At 44.9% G+C, this 17,789-nt stretch carries 18 protein-coding genes; 12 read left to right on the top strand and 6 right to left on the bottom strand.

Annotated elements, in window-relative coordinates:
- Nucleotides 1–2: 2 nt before the first annotated feature.
- From J4N44_RS23820 to J4N44_RS23810, 3 genes are all read right to left on the bottom strand, one after another.
- Complete coding sequence (locus J4N44_RS23820; RefSeq protein ID WP_017190766.1) at nt 3–314, bottom strand: AzlD domain-containing protein; 312 nt, start codon at nt 312–314, stop codon at nt 3–5.
- Nucleotides 311–1,054, bottom strand: coding sequence for an AzlC family ABC transporter permease (locus tag J4N44_RS23815; protein ID WP_252045303.1), 744 nt, complete (start codon nt 1,052–1,054; stop codon nt 311–313). The genes J4N44_RS23820 and J4N44_RS23815 overlap by 4 nt, the downstream gene beginning before the upstream one ends.
- Before the next feature lie 71 nt (nt 1,055–1,125).
- Nucleotides 1,126–1,953 carry an AraC family transcriptional regulator gene (locus J4N44_RS23810; RefSeq protein WP_009696376.1) on the bottom strand — a complete coding sequence of 276 codons (828 nt, stop codon included), beginning with the start codon at nt 1,951–1,953 and terminating at the stop codon, nt 1,126–1,128.
- A 250-nt stretch (nt 1,954–2,203) separates the two neighbouring features.
- On the opposite strand from J4N44_RS23810, the gene J4N44_RS23805 reads away from it, so the two are divergent.
- Both J4N44_RS23805 and J4N44_RS23800 read left to right on the top strand, forming a co-directional pair.
- Nucleotides 2,204–2,836, top strand: a complete 633-nt coding sequence (locus J4N44_RS23805; protein ID WP_050924618.1) for a LysE family translocator — start codon at nt 2,204–2,206, stop codon at nt 2,834–2,836.
- A gap of 89 nt (nt 2,837–2,925) precedes the next feature.
- Entirely contained in the window at nt 2,926–3,345 is a 420-nt protein-coding gene (locus J4N44_RS23800) for a GNAT family N-acetyltransferase (RefSeq protein WP_005452398.1), read from the top strand.
- A gap of 87 nt (nt 3,346–3,432) precedes the next feature.
- Here J4N44_RS23800 and J4N44_RS23795 read toward each other — a convergent pair whose 3' ends face one another.
- Entirely contained in the window at nt 3,433–5,127 is a 1,695-nt protein-coding gene (locus tag J4N44_RS23795) for a phospho-sugar mutase (protein ID WP_252045302.1), read from the bottom strand.
- 330 nt (nt 5,128–5,457) lie between these two features.
- On the opposite strand from J4N44_RS23795, the gene coxB reads away from it, so the two are divergent.
- From coxB to J4N44_RS23775, 4 genes are read left to right on the top strand one after another with little or no spacing between them, the layout of a single operon-like run.
- Complete coding sequence (gene coxB / locus J4N44_RS23790; RefSeq protein WP_252045301.1) at nt 5,458–6,621, top strand: cytochrome c oxidase subunit II; 1,164 nt, start codon at nt 5,458–5,460, stop codon at nt 6,619–6,621.
- Entirely contained in the window at nt 6,618–8,258 is a 1,641-nt protein-coding gene (gene ctaD / locus J4N44_RS23785; RefSeq protein WP_005452395.1) for a cytochrome c oxidase subunit I, read from the top strand. Before coxB ends, ctaD begins: the two co-directional genes overlap by 4 nt.
- A 21-nt stretch (nt 8,259–8,279) precedes the next feature.
- Entirely contained in the window at nt 8,280–8,885 is a 606-nt protein-coding gene (locus tag J4N44_RS23780) for a cytochrome c oxidase assembly protein (RefSeq protein ID WP_005452394.1), read from the top strand.
- An 11-nt stretch (nt 8,886–8,896) separates the two neighbouring features.
- Nucleotides 8,897–9,781, top strand: a complete 885-nt coding sequence (locus J4N44_RS23775) for a cytochrome c oxidase subunit 3 (protein WP_005452393.1) — start codon at nt 8,897–8,899, stop codon at nt 9,779–9,781.
- A gap of 2 nt (nt 9,782–9,783) precedes the next feature.
- Here J4N44_RS23775 and J4N44_RS23770 read toward each other — a convergent pair whose 3' ends face one another.
- Complete coding sequence (locus tag J4N44_RS23770; protein ID WP_005452392.1) at nt 9,784–10,020, bottom strand: DUF2909 family protein; 237 nt, start codon at nt 10,018–10,020, stop codon at nt 9,784–9,786.
- On the opposite strand from J4N44_RS23770, the gene J4N44_RS23765 reads away from it, so the two are divergent.
- From J4N44_RS23765 to cyoE, 4 genes are read left to right on the top strand one after another with little or no spacing between them, the layout of a single operon-like run.
- A complete protein-coding gene (locus J4N44_RS23765) occupies nt 10,019–10,786 on the top strand; it encodes an SURF1 family protein (protein ID WP_252045795.1) in 768 nt (255 codons plus the stop codon). The two genes, J4N44_RS23770 and J4N44_RS23765, sit on opposite strands and share 2 nt — an antisense overlap.
- Nucleotides 10,783–11,319, top strand: coding sequence for a redox-active disulfide-containing membrane protein (locus J4N44_RS23760; protein WP_252045300.1), 537 nt, complete (start codon nt 10,783–10,785; stop codon nt 11,317–11,319). The genes J4N44_RS23765 and J4N44_RS23760 overlap by 4 nt, the downstream gene beginning before the upstream one ends.
- 12 nt (nt 11,320–11,331) lie before the next feature.
- Nucleotides 11,332–12,351, top strand: a complete 1,020-nt coding sequence (locus J4N44_RS23755) for a COX15/CtaA family protein (protein WP_050936990.1) — start codon at nt 11,332–11,334, stop codon at nt 12,349–12,351.
- On the top strand, nt 12,344–13,252 hold the full coding sequence (gene cyoE, locus J4N44_RS23750) for a heme o synthase (protein WP_252045299.1): 909 nt from the start codon (nt 12,344–12,346) through the stop codon (nt 13,250–13,252). Before J4N44_RS23755 ends, cyoE begins: the two co-directional genes overlap by 8 nt.
- A gap of 510 nt (nt 13,253–13,762) precedes the next feature.
- On the opposite strand, the gene J4N44_RS23745 is transcribed toward cyoE, so the two are convergent.
- The gene (locus J4N44_RS23745; RefSeq protein ID WP_005452383.1) at nt 13,763–14,746 is read right to left on the bottom strand and encodes an OmpA family protein; all 984 of its coding nucleotides are present in this window, start codon (nt 14,744–14,746) and stop codon (nt 13,763–13,765) included.
- Between the two features lie 476 nt (nt 14,747–15,222).
- Here J4N44_RS23745 and aroG point away from each other — a divergent pair, with 476 nt between their 5' ends.
- The gene (aroG, locus tag J4N44_RS23740) at nt 15,223–16,275 is read left to right on the top strand and encodes a 3-deoxy-7-phosphoheptulonate synthase AroG (RefSeq protein ID WP_009696367.1); all 1,053 of its coding nucleotides are present in this window, start codon (nt 15,223–15,225) and stop codon (nt 16,273–16,275) included.
- 168 nt (nt 16,276–16,443) lie between these two features.
- Nucleotides 16,444–17,616: an MFS transporter gene (locus tag J4N44_RS23735; RefSeq protein ID WP_252045298.1), complete on the top strand. Its 1,173-nt coding sequence runs from the start codon at nt 16,444–16,446 to the stop codon at nt 17,614–17,616.
- Nucleotides 17,617–17,789: the final 173 nt, after the last annotated feature.

Genomic DNA, 17,789 nt, shown 5'->3' with positions numbered 1-17,789 from the left:
GCTTATAGCCAAATTCGAAGCAGTAAAAACGCGACCATACTTACGATGGTGGTGAGCAATACATTCTTTGTGAGGTATGCAATCGCAGCAGCTAATAGGGCAGCCAATAGAAATGGGTTTTGCCATGTGACGCTCAGTTCACCTTCTGGCATAAACACGATAGGAGCCCAGATCGCGGTGAGCACTGCAGGGCTTGCGTAGCTTAATATCTTTTGAGTTCTTAGCCCTAATTTAAGCGGCAATTTGGGTTCGAGAAATAGATAACGGCTAGTGAATACCAAGGCTGTCATGGCTAAGATAGACAAAAAGATCATTGGCGTTCCTCCGGTGTATTCTCAATGTTTGGGGCTTTCGTCGTAAACTGTTCAACCAAATAGCCCGTCAACATGGCGAGAATACTCGCGAACATCAAGCTTCCTTCCACTTGGTAATAATTCAGCGTCACTGAGCTAACTAATGCTACCAATACACTGCATAGCACGGGAATGCTTTTTATCGTTGGCACCACAATCGCGATAAAGGTGGCAGCAACGGCAAATTCTAAGCCGAGCTCATTCAATTCAGGTATCAAACTGCCAGCGGCGATGCCAGCAAGTGTTGCGAAGTTCCAAAATAGGTAGAAGCTTAATCCAGCGCCAAGGGCGTACCATCGTTCAAATTGTTTATCGGATTGGTGCCCGACGATGGCAAACAGTTCATCAGTGAGTAAGAAGCCAAGTGAAAGACGCCACTTTAAGGGCAATGGCGAAATTTTACTGCGCATCGAAACACTATAAAGAAAATGGCGAGAGGTAATGAAAAAGGTCGTCAGCAACATGGTGGTTAAGCCTGCACCAGCTTTAATCATGCCCATGGCAACAAGTTGTGCGGAGCCAGCAAACAGAATGGCGGAAAGCGCCTGACCTTCCAGCGGGTGTAAGCCAGTATCGATGGCAAATGAGCCCGCAAGTAATCCCCAAGGCAGTACGGCGATGCTTAATGGCATCATTGCGATGGTACCTTGTAAAAAGAGTGAGAATTTTGAGTCTTGATGAGTTGGCAAAGTAGTATCCATAACTTCAACTTGAATAGAAAAACATGCTGTTAAGGTAGGCTGACCTAAGCATGCTGCCTTGTACAAAATTGCTAACAGTGCTTGATGTACTGCCCAGGCGTTACCCCCATGGCTTTTTTAAAATGACGATGCAAGTGGCTTTGGTCGTGAAAACCACATTCTTGAGCAACATCGGAAATCTTTTGTCCTAGCTTGAGCAGCTTTTTCGCCATTCTTAGCCTTTGTTGAATCTGAAACGCGTGCGGCGGAAAGCCAAACTGCTTTTGAAACTCACGCAACAGGTGGAAGGGGCTCAACCCTGCTAACTTCGCAAGTTCTTCTAAAGAGACATCGGTTTGAGGAAAGTCTTCAAGAAATTCTTTGACCAGGTGCACTTGCCTTTGCGCTTTTGTCGTATCTTTAAGGGGAGCTCGATGTGTACTGTGCTTGCTGGCAAGTTTGATCAGTGTGCCGTAGACAAGTGTCTCTCTTAATAAGCGGTTATCGGATTTCTCTAGAGTATCGAACACTAATCGCAGTTGATTCGCGAGCTCTGGATCGTAAACGACGGGCTGCGGGAAGTAGGGCTGAGCGACATTGGGCGCGCCAAGTTCTTCCCCAAGCGTTTGAAACTGCTCAGGTACGGGATACATGGCTTTGTATTCCCAGCCACCTTCTGACGCTGAGTGACCATTATGCACCTCATCAGCGTTTACAAGAATGATACTGTCTTGCGGTGCAATGTGGTTGCCACCGGTACGAAAGAATTGCTGCGCGCCTTTTTCAATCACACCAATGGTGTAGCCTTCATGGCTATGGCGAGAGAAGTTTTGTTTTTCGTATTTTGCATCGAGCAGCTCTAACCCGCCCAACTCTTGAGCAATCTTAAAAGTCGCGATTTCCTTATTCTTTTCTTTCATCTCGGTCCAAATAGCTCAAGCGTAAACAGTAGCACCACATCATTTGGAGTCTACCGGATCCATCCTGCTTATTTTTGTACAAAATTGCTATTGGTATTAAAAATAAACATCAAAAAGGTTAATTGTTTTTAAATTGAGCATTAAACCTTTTGTATTTTCTGAATATTGCTTCGTATAGAGATATTTGGTCTGGTTGTTATCTATTCATTGGTATAAGATCCGCCGCCTGTTTTAGAAAGCCAGTTCCACCATGATCGATTTATCTGTACTCCCTGTTTATCTCACCGCTGTTATTGCACTTCTTTTGTTGCCTGGACCTGACATGTTGTTGATTGCCAGCTCTAGCATGAGTTATGGCAAAAAAGTTGGTCTGTTTGCGAGCTTGGGCAACGCGACATCCGGTGTGATCTTAACCTTATTGGCAGCAATGGGCGTGTCGACCTTGATTGCAATGAGTCCAATCGCATTAAAAGTGCTTCATCTACTGGGGGGCGCGTACTTGCTCAAAATGGGCTGGGACTGTCTACGAGCGGACGCTTCTGTTGCACCAGAACTTGACCAGAAAAACAAGATGGCATCGACTTACTATCAACGCGCTTTGATGAGTAACCTGCTGAACCCGAAAGCCTTGGTGTTTTTCGTGATGTTTTTGCCTCAGTTTGTCTCTAGCAACATTACCGCATCGTCGGGTGAGCAAATGCTCGCGCTTGGTTTGCTGCTAAACGTATTAGGCTTGCTATTCAATATTTTGTTAGTTGCATTGGCGGGGACATTAGGCAAAGGGTTGCTGGAAAACGATAAATTCCGCATGTACCAAGGTAAGCTAATGGGCTTAGTGTTCGTTATCCTTGCGGTGTGGATGCTCAGTAGCTTCGCGATGTAATGTGTAGGAACAATCAGATTTTTGAACAAAAGCCAGCACTCGCTGGCTTTTTGTTTTAGTATCACACTGATTTTCCAAGGAGTGGCAGTATGAAACTTGAATTTAAACTCAATCCAGAACAAAACGATCTCGATTTTATCCGTGATGGCATCCGAGCTTATAACAACATGCATCTACCGGATGGGGACGTAGACGCCATTGGCTGTTTTGCTCGTAATGACGAGGGTAAGGTTGTTGGCGGACTCACGGGAGAAATGTTTAATAACACCGTGTTTGTTGAATACCTATGGGTTGATGCAGAGGCACGCACTTCGGGATTAGGAAGCAAGCTGATCGCTCTACTGGAAGAGCAAGTGAAACCGCGTGGAGTCACGCATTTGTATCTCGATACTTATAGCTTTCAAGCGCTCGATTTTTACTTGAAATTGGGTTTTGAAAAAGTTGGGCAATATTCAGGCTACCCAGCAGCAGGCATTGATAAACATTTTCTGCAAAAACAGATTGCTTGATTTGGTTTGAATTGCATAAAAAAGAGGCGCTCGATGCGCCTCTTTTGCTATTTGTAGCTGTCACAGAATCGATGTTTCAAACTCGAATTACAAGCTTTGTTGATGCGCTTCGATAAGTGCGTTCATTTTCGCTTCCGCAGCTTGGTTAGCTTGCGCGTAATCCATCTCAGCCGGGAAGTCGCTGATTACCTCGTAGTAACACTTCAACTTAGGCTCAGTACCAGAAGGGCGAACAATCACACGTGATTTGTCTTCTAAGTGGTAAACCAGTACGTCACTTGCTGGCAAGTTAATCGCTTCTGTTGGACCATCGGTCACGAAGCGAAGTGATGACTTCAGATCTTCAATGACTTCGATACGTTTACCCGCGATCTCTGTCGGTGGGTTTGCGCGAAGTTTGTCACCGATTGGTGGTGATTTAGGGTCAAGTGCAATGCTGCGCTGCGCGTTGAAGTAGAAACCGTGTTGGCGGTATAGCTCTTCTAACTTATCCCACAGCGTTTTGCCTTGTGCTTTCAATTTACCTGTCAATTGAGAGAAAGCGACCAGTGCTGACAAACCATCTTTATCCCATACCTTATTACCTACTGTGTAGCCTAGTGCTTCTTCGTAAGCGAATAGGAATGGGTTCGCTTCAGTTTCTTGTGTCATTGCTACGTTAGTTAGCCATTTAAAGCCAGTTAACGTTTGGTAGTATTCTGCGCCGTGTGCTTTCGCAATACTGCTCAATAGACGAGAAGACACAATGGTATTCCCAACAAGCGCATTTGGTTGACCTTGCAGTAAGTAGTCACCAAACAATGAACCCACTTGGTCACCTGTTAGCATCTGATATTCGCCATCTGGGCGTTTTACAGCCACAGCAAAACGGTCTGCATCAGGATCGTTCGCGCAAGCAATGTCCGCATCGACAGATTTACCCAGTGCCATCACCATGTCCATTGCGCCTGCTTCTTCAGGATTCGGGAAGTTTACGGTAGGGAACGTACCGTCCGGTTCACGCTGTTCTGGAACGCTTGCGACTTTTTTAAAGCCAGCGTCTGCGAGCAACGTTTCTGCCATGTCCGCACCGACACCGTGCATTGCCGTGTAAACAATCGAGATATCTGTGTTGCTGTCCGGTGTTAGCAGGGCATTGTCGTTCATTGTTTTGCGATAAGTTTGGTAGTACTCGTCTTCAAGCCAAACTAACAAACCTTTTTGTTTTGCATCGTCCAGTGACATCAGAGGAAGCGGTTTTGTTGTTGCTTCATCGATTTTTGCAGCAATACCAGAATCGTGAGGTGGAATAATCTGTGCGCCATTTTCCCAGTACACTTTAAAGCCATTGTATTCTGGTGGGTTGTGGCTTGCGGTAACAACCACAGCAGCGGCTGCATTTAACTCACGAACACCAAAAGCAACAATTGGCGTTGCTGCTACTTTATAGGTTAGGTAAACCTTGATGCCCAAAGCAGTAAGTACAGAAGCTGTATCGTGTGCGAACTGTTTAGAATCTGGGCGACCATCGTAGCCAATAACAACACCGCGAGACGATGCGTCTTTCACTTGTTCAATCAGATAGTGACCGAGACCTGTTGCTGTCTCTTGAATCACTAAACGGTTCATGCGATTTGGACCCGCACCGACTTTACCGCGCAGACCTGCGGTACCAAATGCTAAGCGTGAACCAAATCGATCTGTCAGTTCTTGTTCGTTATTTATATCGACTAGGTGTTGAAGCTCTTCACGAGTTTTTGGATCTGGGTCTCGTGCTAGCCATTGAGTAATTTGTACTGTCATATTCGTCTTTCCTTAGTAGGGGGAGCCTACTTGTTTAGACACTTCTTTGCTTAAAAGCGTCCCAATGTTTTCTTTTAATTAATGTAAATGGTTCTCAATTACATTTCAAAGAGGGCAATCGATAAACCGAATTTATTTTTCAGTCTGTACGGAATTTATTCACAGTTAATTTCTTGAAGAACTATTGAACTATAACTAGCCTTTTAACATAAATATAACAAAGAGTGCTGAAATCGTAGTTTTTGTGATTTTTCGTAAATTTGTTCGATATTTGCATCGGGAAGCAAGGAAGCTCGCGCAAGCGCAGCGGCTGAGCAGAGGAGAGATCTTTTGAAAAGATTAGCAACTACTCTAGCCTTATTAACGAATGTGATTTTTATCACGTTTTCTTCGTCCAGTTGGTCAGAGCAGAGTGATTACAACATGACGCGAGGTGTTACGGGGATCAGTGAGCAAGTGTATGAATTACATATGCTGATCTTCTACATTTGTTGCGCTATCGCTTTTGTTGTATTCGGTGTGATGTTCTATTCCATCTTCAAACATCGCAAGTCAAAAGGGGCAGTTGCCGCTAATTTCCACGAAAGCACTAAAGTGGAGCTCATCTGGACCGTTATTCCGGTCATTATTCTTATCGCTATGGCAATTCCTGCGACCAAAACGCTGGTGGCGATGGAAGACACCAGCCAATCTGACCTTACTGTGAAGATCACCGGCTCTCAATGGAAGTGGCACTACAGTTATTTCGGCGAGGATGTCGAATTTTTCAGCCTACTTGCTACCAGCCAGAAAGAAATCGATGGCATCGAAGCGAAAGGGGCGCACTACTTGCTCGAAGTGGATAACCCGCTCGTTTTGCCCATCAACCGTAAAGTTCGCTTCTTAATGACTTCTGATGACGTAATTCACTCTTGGTGGGTACCTGATTTCGCTGTTAAGAAAGATACGATCCCTGGTTTCATTAATGAGGCTTGGACCAAGATTGATGAACCGGGCGTATATCGTGGTCAGTGCGCGGAGCTTTGTGGTCGAGCGCATGGTTTCATGCCAGTTGTTGTTCATGCGATGGCGGAAGATGATTTCGACCAGTGGATGGCAGACAAGAAACAAGAAATTGCCTTACAAAAGGCGGCTGCCCAAGAAGCATTGACGCAAGACCTTTCAATGGAAGATTTGATGGGACAAGGCGAGTCGGTTTACACCGCGCGCTGTGCTGTGTGTCATCAAGCGAACGGCGAAGGCATTCCGGGCGCGTTCCCGGCAATCAAAGGCAGCGAGATAGCCAAAGGTCCGGTTGTTGCTCACATCGATGTATTGGTGAACGGTCGAGCTGGCACCGCCATGCAAGCTTTTGCTAACCAACTAAGCGATCAAGAAATTGCCGCTGTAATTACCTATCAACGTAATGCTTGGGGAAATGATACTGGCGATACCGTTCAAGCATCCGATGTTAACGCCTTTAAGGCACAAGACAGTGCCAAGGAGGAAATATGAGTAAGCCAATTGAAAAAGCGGTGAAGTCTGCTCCTGCTGAAGCGCAAACTACTGCAAACACGACCATTGCGATTGAAGACGACCACGATCATCATCACGCACCAAAAGGGCTAGCGCGTTGGCTTTATTCCACCAGCCATAAAGACATCGGTACGCTTTATTTATGGTTTAGCTTTGCTATGTTCCTCACTGGCGGTGCGATGGCGATGATCATCCGTGCTGAGCTATTCCAACCGGGTCTGCAATTGGTGGACCCTCAGTTCTTTAACCAAATGACGACCGTACATGGACTAGTGATGGTGTTTGGTGCCGTCATGCCAGCGTTTACTGGTTTAGCCAACTGGATGATTCCAATGATGATTGGCGCCCCGGATATGGCTTTACCACGGATGAACAACTTGAGTTTTTGGATCTTACCTTTTGCGTTCCTCATTTTGATCGGCTCTTTGTTCTTACCGGGTGGTGGTCCTGATTTCGGTTGGACTTTTTATGCGCCGCTTTCCACAACTTATGGTCCTGATAGTACGGCGTTGTTTGTGTTCTCAGTCCATATCATGGGTATCAGTTCCATCATGGGTGCCATCAACGTTATCGTGACTATCGTAAACATGCGTGCACCAGGCATGACTTGGTTCAAGCTACCAATGTTTGTTTGGACTTGGTTAATCACGGCGTTCTTGTTGATCGCGGTTATGCCCGTATTAGCCGGTGCGGTCACCATGGTTCTGACCGACAAATACTTTGGTACAAGTTTCTTTGATGCCGCTGGTGGCGGTGATCCTGTGATGTTCCAGCACATCTTCTGGTTCTTTGGTCACCCTGAGGTATACATCATGATCCTGCCTTCGTTCGGGATTATCTCGGCAATCATTCCGGCTTTCAGTGGCAAGAAACTGTTCGGCTATCATTCGATGGTTTACGCAACCTGCAGTATTGCATTGCTGTCATTCCTAGTGTGGGCACACCATATGTTTACGACGGGGATGCCAGTATTCGCCGAACTCTTCTTTATGTACTGCACCATGTTGATTGCAGTGCCAACTGGCGTGAAAGTGTTTAACTGGGTGGCGACTATGTGGCGGGGCGCAATGACGTTTGAGACGCCGATGTTGTTTGCCATTGCTTTTATTGTCTTATTTACAATAGGTGGCTTCTCAGGCTTGATGTTGGCGATTGTACCTGCGGATTTCCAATACCATGACACTTACTTTGTTGTTGCGCATTTCCATTATGTCTTGGTATCCGGTGCGGTGTTCTCGATTATGGCCGCGGCGTATTACTGGCTACCGAAGTGGACAGGCAATATGTATGACCACAAGCTGAGTCTATGGCACTTCTGGTGTTCAATCATCTCGGTCAATGTGTTGTTCTTCCCAATGCATTTCTTGGGCTTAGCAGGGATGCCAAGACGTATTCCTGATTACGCTATCCAGTTTGCCGACGTTAACCAAATCGTATCGATAGGTGGCTTTGCCTTCGGTCTGTCTCAATTGATCTTTCTGTGGCTAGTCATCAAATGTATTCGTGGTGGTGAAAAAGCAACGGCAAAACCTTGGGAACGTGCAGAGGGTTTAGAGTGGACGGTACCTAGCCCAGCCCCACATCATACATTCACAACTCCGCCAAAAGTCGATTAACCGAAGAGTGAGGTGAGTGAGATGCCAAGTAATTCATCCAATAAGAGACTCACTATCAAGTTGCTGCTAGCGACAGTGCTGATGTTCGGCTTCGGTTTTGCTCTTGTGCCACTCTACGACATCATGTGTGATGCATTGGGCATTAACGGTAAAACCAGTGATGTGGCCGCAATTCAACCGACGGGTATGCAGGCGGATATTACCAGAACGATTCGTGTGGAATTTATGGCGCACGTTAGCCCGGACATGCCTTGGGAGTTCAAACCAAAAGTCGTTTTTATGGATGTTCACCCTGGTGAAGTGATTCAAACCGAATATCTTGCTTTTAATCAGAGCGGTGAAGATTTGGTAGGGCAAGCTGTGCCATCCGTATCGCCGGGTACTGGTGCAGCTTACTTCAATAAAATCGAGTGTTTTTGCTTTAATCAACAGCCATTGGAAGGTAAGCAGCAAGCGAGTATGCCTTTGATTTTCTACATTGAGCCGGATGTGCCGGATTCAATTCATACGTTGACCTTGTCTTACACACTCTACAAATTTCCTCCTCAATCGGGCGAGTCTTCAACAGCTAGCCTCTCAGGGAGCGAGAAACAGACCTTAACGCCGCAAACCAAAGCGCGTCTGTAAGGAGAGAACTTATGAGTAACAAGCCTGAGACCTATTATGTTCCCGCACAAAGCAGTTGGCCAATCGTAGGAGCTTTTGCGCTGTTCCTCGTTGCTGTCGGTGCCGGAATGACCGTTCAAGGTACTCAAAGTGATGGTGCGGTTGGTACGTTAGGCGGCATCATTCTCGCCATTGGTATGTTGTTTTTGCTCTATATGCTGGCAGGGTGGTTCAGCAACGTCATCACAGAATCTCTTACTGGAAAGTACAGTGCGCAAATCACGCGTTCATTTCGACAAGGGATGAGCTGGTTCATCTTTTCGGAAGTGATGTTCTTTGGTGCTTTTTTTGGTGCTCTTTTCTACGCAAGAATGATTTCCGTGCCTTGGTTAGGTGGTGCAGATAATAACTTAATGACACATGAGGTATTGTGGCCGAGTTTCGAAGCAATCTGGCCACTCACCACCACGCCGGGTGGTGATACGACCCAAGCAATGCCTTGGCAGGGTATCCCATTAACCAACACCATCTTGCTGCTATTGTCATCGATTACATTACATATGGCACACATCAGTTTAGAGCAAGATAAACGAACTGCACTGATTGTCTGGTTGGAAATCACCATCGTTTTGGCGGGCTTCTTCCTCTATTACCAAGCCGTTGAATATGCACACGCTTATCAAGATATTGGGCTGACGTTGCAGTCCGGTATTTACGGTAATACCTTCTTTATGCTCACGGGCTTTCACGGTTTGCACGTTTGTCTCGGTACCATTTTCCTCATTGTGCTGTTATTCCGCATCGCCAAGGACCACTTTTCTCCGAAAGACCATTTCGCATTCCAAGCTGGCAGTTGGTATTGGCACTTCGTTGACGTGGTTTGGCTATGCTTATTTGTTTTCGTTTATGTGCTGTAAAGCTAGTAAGGACGAGGATTTGGGGCTATCCATCCTGCCCCTAACGCTACGAGAAGGAGAATCACGACTAACGCAGAAAACATGACACGACGACCGAGATAGTGGCTCATTGGTTTGCCTTTCTTCGATGAATCCTCTGGGTCTTCGCGAACCATTTCGATAAGCGCTTTTGCGAGGTTAAAGATGATGAAAAGCAGCAAAAGGACAAGCGTTAACTTAAACAGAAATACGGTGGACATGGCACCTCCGGTTTCGTCGTCGATATTATCGAAATGGGTTTGGGTTGCTGTCTTTTTAACTGTGGCTGTGTTTTCTCTGTTGGTCAAACTGGGCTTTTGGCAATTGGAACGTGGTAATGAAAAGCAGCGTTTGGAACAAGCGATTTTAGCAAGGGAAAATACCTCTTATCAGGACATATCTGAAGTACTGGAAAAGAACGATTGGCGAGAAGAAAGTGTTATAGGGATTAAAGTAAAAGCAAATGTGGCGCCTGAATCACTCCCAATTATTTTATTAGATAACCAGACCTATCAGGGTGAAGTGGGTTACCTAGCGTTTCAAATCGTATCGATGTCTCATGATCCTGCGACTCTGACGCTGCTTGAACTTGGATTTGTGAAGGGGAAAAGATCCAGAGCCGTACTTCCGAAGGTTGAATATCTGACAACGCCATATGACATCACAGGGCGTTTGTATCGTAAATCTACTAATCCACTAAGTTCAGACCTAATGGCTGAAATGGGCGATACGATAAGAGTGCAAAACCTCAACATTAATCAACTTAGCCAACTGCTTAATATTGAGTTAATGCCTACGGTCATTCAACCTGACAATCTAACGCAATGGTCGTACCCATTTCCTTGGAATCCCTTACCGTTAACCAGTGCAAAGCACTTTGGTTATTCTTTTCAATGGTTTGCTATGTCTGGCGTATTTTTGTTTATCACAATCCTGATTTTTATTCGTTGGATTCGACAACCACGCTCACAAGGAGGTGAGAAATGACAAATGCAGTCACGAAAGGACGAATTGTATTGGTGTCTCTGATTTGTCTATTTGCGCTCCCCGCGATTATTGCCAAGGTTGTATTGAGTCAAGGTTGGTACGAAACGGGGGTAACCAATCGAGGTGAATTGGTTGAGCCATATATCACGCTCGAACAATTAGGTCAGCCATCACCATTAGACGAAAAAGGTTGGCAATTAGCGTATGTGTTGCCGTCGGAGTGTAAAAAACAGTGCCAACAACAAATACATTTGATGCAACAAAGCCACATTGCATTAGGTAAATATCAGGAGCGTGTGGTGCCAGTTATCTGGACTTCGGAAGAGACCAATAATGTTGCCCAGAGCATTGTGGTGATGCAAATGAATGATTCGTTGTCATCGAGAGTGAAAGCAGGGCAGATGTTGATCGTCGACCCTCTCGGGCAGCTAGTTATGTCCTATACGCCAGAAGCCAACGAGGATTTGGTGCGGTTAAGTAAAGATGTATTGGCGGACTTACGAAAGCTATTGAAGTTATCACGCGTAGGCTAGGGAGAGTGCAATATGACGTTAAGTCGTTTGGTTAAGTTCAGCCTGTGTCTTACTCTTGTAGTCATTATGTTGGGAGCATATACACGCTTGGCTGATGCGGGGTTGGGATGTCCAGATTGGCCTGGTTGCTATGGTCAGTTATTTGTACCCCAAACTGAAGCTGAAGTTACTAAGGCAAATGCTCTGTTTCCGGAGCGAGCAGTGGAGCAAGGAAAAGCGTGGTTAGAGATGATTCATCGTTACTTCGCTGGAACTTTAGGCTTAGTCATTCTGATGATGGCAATCATGGCGGTGAGAGCAGAGCGAGTTGATCCGACAATTCCGGTTTTGCTTTGCGTTCTTGTTTTGGGCCAAGCGGCACTAGGAATGTGGACGGTAACGTTAAAGCTGATGCCAGTGATCGTTATGCTTCATCTACTTGGCGGCTTTACGTTGCTTGCACTTCAAGCGCTGTTCTACTGCCAATTACAATCTAAAAACAGCCTCTACTTTTCTCCTTCTTCCAAGAGCGTGAGAACGTTCTCTTTGATGGCTTTTGGTGTGGTGGTGTTGCAGGTGTTGCTTGGCGGATGGACATCATCAAATTATGCCGCATTAATGTGTACCACTTTGCCAATATGTGAAGGTAACTGGACAAGCTATTTGTCTTGGAAAGAGGCATTTTCGTTTTGGCAGACAGGTTTTGATAACTATGAGTTCGGTGTCCTAGATTACCCTGCCAGAATGACTATTCATGTTAGCCACCGTATTGGTGCCATTATTACCGCATGCGTGGTGTTGATTTACTGCATCTTACTATTAAAACAAGATTCACATCATTCCCAACGCCTCGGTATCTGGATTGGATTCACCTTGGTGTGTCAGATCTTATTGGGCGTGAGTAACGTTGTGTTCCAGCTCCCTATTTATGTTGCGGTGGCACACAACCTCGGCGCTGCCATTATGCTTACACTTATTTGCGTTAGTCAGTTCTACCTATGGCAGGGTAAAGCTCGTTGGGGTCATCAAGCGAAAGGAGTTCGCTATGAGTAAAGAGATCGCGCTACCTCTAGAAAGTGGTAAGAGAAAGATTGGGTCAACCTATTTAAAACTAACAAAGCCAAAAGTCGTCGCTCTTATGTTAATTACGGCTATTGTTGGGATGAGCTTAGCTCCGGTTGCTGACTTTCCTTGGTTACAAGCTGCCATTGGTCTTACTGGTATCGGCCTAATGGCAGGCTCTGCTGCAGCGTTTAATCATCTGATTGATCGTCGTATTGATGCGCGAATGGCTCGCACGCACAAGCGACCTTTGCCTTCAGGTGATACTAACCCTTTGTCTGTTGCGATTTTTGCTACTGCTCTGGGGGGAATTGGGTTTGTGTTGCTTCATGCATTGGTCAACCCACTGACGGCATGGATGACCTTCTTAAGCTTGTTAGGTTATGCGGTGGTTTATACCATGTATCTTAAGCGAGCAACCCCGCAGAATATTGTGATTGCAGGGATTGCAGGCGCAATGCCGCCACTACTCGGTTGGACGGCGGTAACTGGAGAGTTACACGCGTATGCTTGGCTATTGGTAATGATTATTTTTATTTGGACGCCGCCACATTTCTGGGCGCTCGCAATTCACCGTGTCGAAGACTATCGCAAAGTGGATATCCCAATGCTTCCAGTCACTCATGGCATTGAGTACACCAAGACATCAATTCTTTTGTATACGATTCTACTCACGCTTGTCTGTATTTTGCCTGTGCTGGTGGGGATGGTCGGCTCTGTATATTTATTCTCTTCATTGCTCCTCAATGCTGGCTTTATGTATCACGCGTGGAAGTTAAAGTTTTCACCGGAATTAAATAGCGCAATGGAAACGTTTAAATTCTCCATCTATCACTTATTGGCGCTGTTTGTTGCGTTATTGGTGGATCACTATATTGGTGTGTTTTTATGATCTAGAGCCACACAAGGGCAAGCTCACAACTGCACCGAACTCCGGTGCAGTTTTTGTTTGTACGGCGCAATACTAGGGTCTGCTGCTGTAGTTCTCACCCCAGTCAACTCGTCCTTCGGGAGCGTGTGATTGACCCGATTACTGTGTCAAACAACATGGAAAGAACCGGCTATGACACGACCTTGTTTTCCTTACTTACTTTCGGTAATCAAGGGAGCGATGACAATACTCTGAATTCGGCGTCGTGGAATCATTTGGGTATATTGGTTTTGGAACCAAGAGCGATGAACTATGAGTCTTTGAGAAAACTGCTACTTTTCACCAAACTTGAAATCAAATATTTAATCGAGCGTACCATCAGGTCGCCTTTAGTATAAGAGTCGGAACCAGATAGGATGGAGAAGGGCGACCAGAGAAACTGAATGAGTTTGATAAAGAGTGAAGGGTAAAGCTGAAGCAAACAAAAAGGGATGCCGAAGCACCCCTTAGACTAGATTAGAGCGGGAACTCTTATTCTGGTTGTACCAATTCTTCGTATTGGAACTCAGGTACGACAACTTCAACACGACGGTTCTTCTCGCGACCTTCGTGAGTGCTGTTGTCTGCAACTGGGTTTTCTTCACCCATACCAGTAACTGTGAAGCGGTCTGCATCGATGCCTGCTGCAATTAGGTAATCCGCAACAGATTGAGCACGACGCTCAGACAGTTTTTGGTTGTAAGCTGCTGGACCAGAGCTATCTGTGTAACCAGTGATTTCAACTTGAGCTTGTGGGTACTCGTTCAAGAAGTTTACGAAGTTGTCTAGACGCTCAGATACTGAATCAGTTAGCTTCGCACTGTCGAATTCAAACGTACCTGTACCGTACTCTTCTTTGTGCGTCTTCGTCATCATTACTGGTTCTGGCTCTGCAACCACTTCTTCTGTTACTACTGCTGCAACAACAGGTGCTGCTGCGAACTTGTAGTTAACACCGATACCAAAGAAGTTTGCATCCATATCATCTAGGACATCATCAGAGATATCTTGGTAACGTTGGTATTCAGCACGAACACTCCAGTTTCTATCGATAGTGTATTCAGCACCAAGCGAGCCTGTAGGAACGAAATCTTTTTCGTCACCCGAAATCATGTAAGCACCACCGATTTTCGCGAATAGGTTCCACGTATCGTTTAGATGCCAGTTGAATTTAGGCGCAAGCGTTAATGCCCAAAGATCACCGTCGATCGTATTTACTGTATTAGCCCCTGACTTGAAATTAGCTTCGTAGTCACCTAAGTAATCAACACCGTACTCAAGGCCAATGATATCGGTAAAGTCGTAACCGATGTGCATTCCGGCACCGAAAGCATCATCATCACAAGGGCTGTTTAAATAGCAAGCATCATCTAGCGTAGTCATGCCCACTTTGCCCCCGATATACATTTCAGCTTGAGCAGAGTTAATTAAACCACCAGCTACCACTGCTGCTACTGCAATTGCTACTTTGTTCATAATGTTTCCTTGTATTGATTGCATATTAGTTTCTACTTTGTTTTTACAACTTGAGTAAAACTAGGTAGTTATAAGAAATTAGTTTAATAAGAAATAAGTTTAATATTCATTTAAATTAACATCAAGCAACAATATCTTAGATCTTGCTACACTTTTCGTCGCCAAATACCTCACAAACTTCTGATATTTCTTACATTGTAGACAAGATTTTCAAAGTTACAGGAAAATATATGATAATTTTGAACTTTCCGTGTACATAAAAATTTACGCTGTGTTTTGTTTTGAACATTAGTTGTTAATTTGCATTTTTTTGAAAAAAGTGATTGCAAGCGGTCGGCGAAGTCGATAAGTTACTTGCATTGACACGATTAAATGAGCCCACAGCCCTTACTATTGCTTGCTTTGTGAACAATGTTGCAGTGAGTAAAGTTTGAGCAAAATAGTGGGACTTGGATAGTAATTAGGAAGTAGAAGTAATGTTTCAAACTGATGATGTAAGAATTAATAAAGTAAAAGAGCTATTGCCACCTGTTGCAGTGCTTGAAAAATTTCCGGCGACCGAAACTGCTTCCACAACTACTTTTGAATGTCGTAACGCCATCCACAATATTCTTGAAGGTAAAGACGATCGCCTACTAGTGATTGTTGGTCCATGTTCTATTCATGACCCAGAGGCGGCGGTAGAGTACGGTAAAAAACTGAAAGTACTTCGTGATGAACTCGGTGAGCAACTAGAAGTTGTGATGCGCGTTTACTTTGAAAAACCACGTACTACGGTAGGTTGGAAAGGTCTGATTAATGACCCGTACCTAAACGATACTTACAAACTTAACGACGGTCTTCGCATCGGACGTAAGCTTCTGCTTGATTTAACTGATATGGGGCTTCCAACGGCAAGCGAGTTTCTAGATATGATCACGCCGCAATACGTTGCCGACCTGATCAGTTGGGGGGCGATTGGTGCTCGTACAACAGAGTCTCAGGTTCACCGTGAGCTTGCGTCTGGTCTGTCTTGCCCTGTTGGCTTTAAAAACGGTACAGATGGCAACATCAAGATCGCAAGTGATGCAATCCGTTCGGCAAGCGCATCTCACCATTTCTTGTCAGTCACTAAGTACGGTCATTCTGCTATCGTTGAAACGGCAGGTAACCCTGATTGCCACATTATTCTGCGTGGTGGTAAGGAGCCAAACTATAGCGCATCTCATGTAGGTCAAATTAAGGATGAGCTGGATGCTGCCGGTCTGCCTAAGAAAGTGATGATCGACTTCAGCCACGCGAACAGCTCTAAGCAATTTAAACGCCAAATGTTAGTTTCTGATGATGTGTCAGAGCAAATTTCCGGCGGTGAAGATGCTATTTTCGGTGTGATGATTGAGTCGCATCTTGTTGAAGGCCGTCAAGACTTGGTTGATGGCAAAGTTTCAACTTACGGTCAATCGATTACTGATGCGTGTATCGGCTGGGAAGATACGGAAACAGTGCTACGTCAGCTATCCGACGCAGTAAAAGCGCGTCGTGCCAAATAAAAATTGAGCGAATAACACTCACAAAAAGCCAGCTTCTCGCTGGCTTTTTTAGTTTAAGTAGAGAGTAGTTAGCTATGTCATGGCTTAACCTGTCGCACATAACCCATGTGTTTTAGCCTTAAATCCGTTAAGGTGTCTGGGTAGATTAAAAAACACTCAAGGAATGAGATGAATAGAAACGTCTGGCTATTATCACTTTGCCAAGCCTTATTGATGACGGGAAACATACTTCTGATTTCTGTCATTGCGCTTATCGGTAAACAAATTGCGCCTTCTTCAAGCATGATCACTTTGCCAGTAGCGTTGCAGTTTCTCGGATTAATGTCTGCGACGATCCCGGCGTCCTTAATTATGGGAAAACTGGGACGCCGTCTGGGTTTTAGCTTAGGTAACATCATAGGTATAGCTGGAGCGTCGTTGGCAACCTATGCGCTATCTCTGCAAAACTTTACTTTGTTTTGTGCTTCCACCTTTTTGCTAGGGGTAGGGATTGGCTTTGGTACTTTATATCGATTTGCTGCGATAGAAGTGTGTGATGAATCAGCACGGCATCGAGCGATCTCGATTTCTATGGCAGGTGGCGTGCTAGCTGCCGTTTTGGGACCAAACCTCGCTATCTATTCGCAAAAGTGGTCGACAGATGGGCTTTATATTAGTGCTTTTGCTGTACTCATTGTCTTGTATATAACGGCATTAGTTTTACTACAGACGATACGATTTCCAGCGGCGCATACGCAAAATTGCTATGCAAAACCAGACTCTCTCAAGGACATTATTTATCGTCCTAACTTTATGATTGCGGTGTTAGCAGCGATGGTTGCCTATGCCGTGATGAATATACTAATGACAGCGACACCGTTAGCCATGATTGGCTGTGGGTTTGATTTCACAAGAGCTGCTGGGGTTATTGAATGGCATGTATTGGGCATGTTTGTGCCTGCTTTTTTTACTGGTCGATTAATTGAACTATTCGGTGCAAAGAAAATGATTTTAGCTGGTGGTGTGCTGTTCATCGCGTGCATAGCAATTAACATGCATGGGTTATCTCTATGGCACTTCAGTACGGCGTTGATCTTACTTGGTGTTGGATGGAATTTTATGTTCATTGCCGCAACCAGTTTGTTTAGTCAGAGCTATGAAGTGAAAAATAAAAGCAAAGCGCAGGCGTTCAACGAGTTCTTCGTATTTAGTTGCGTCACCATTACTGCACTTTTGTCTGGTTGGTTGGAGTCGACAGTAGGGTGGCAAAATTTGAATTTGTACGTCTTACCTTTTGTCTTATTGGTGATGGCAATCTTTATTGTTAAAACGAATAATAATTCTGAATCTCAAATTGCATAAACTGAGTTCAAAATTTTATAAGACCCAACTATTAAGGCCGGGTCTTTTTTGTCTATCAGCTCACAACCCGTAACATTATTGATTAATTATTGTTATCTAAGTGAGTTTTTTGGGCTTTAAATGTCGCATCGGTAAGATTTTTTCTCTAGCATTTTGTAATAAATATAACAATC

Source organism: Vibrio sp. SCSIO 43155 (genome assembly GCF_023716605.1).
GTDB classification, from domain to species: Bacteria; Pseudomonadota; Gammaproteobacteria; order Enterobacterales; family Vibrionaceae; genus Vibrio; species Vibrio harveyi.
The sequence above is the reverse complement of the archived record's forward strand: the minus strand, read 5'-3'. Positions and strand labels throughout refer to the sequence as shown.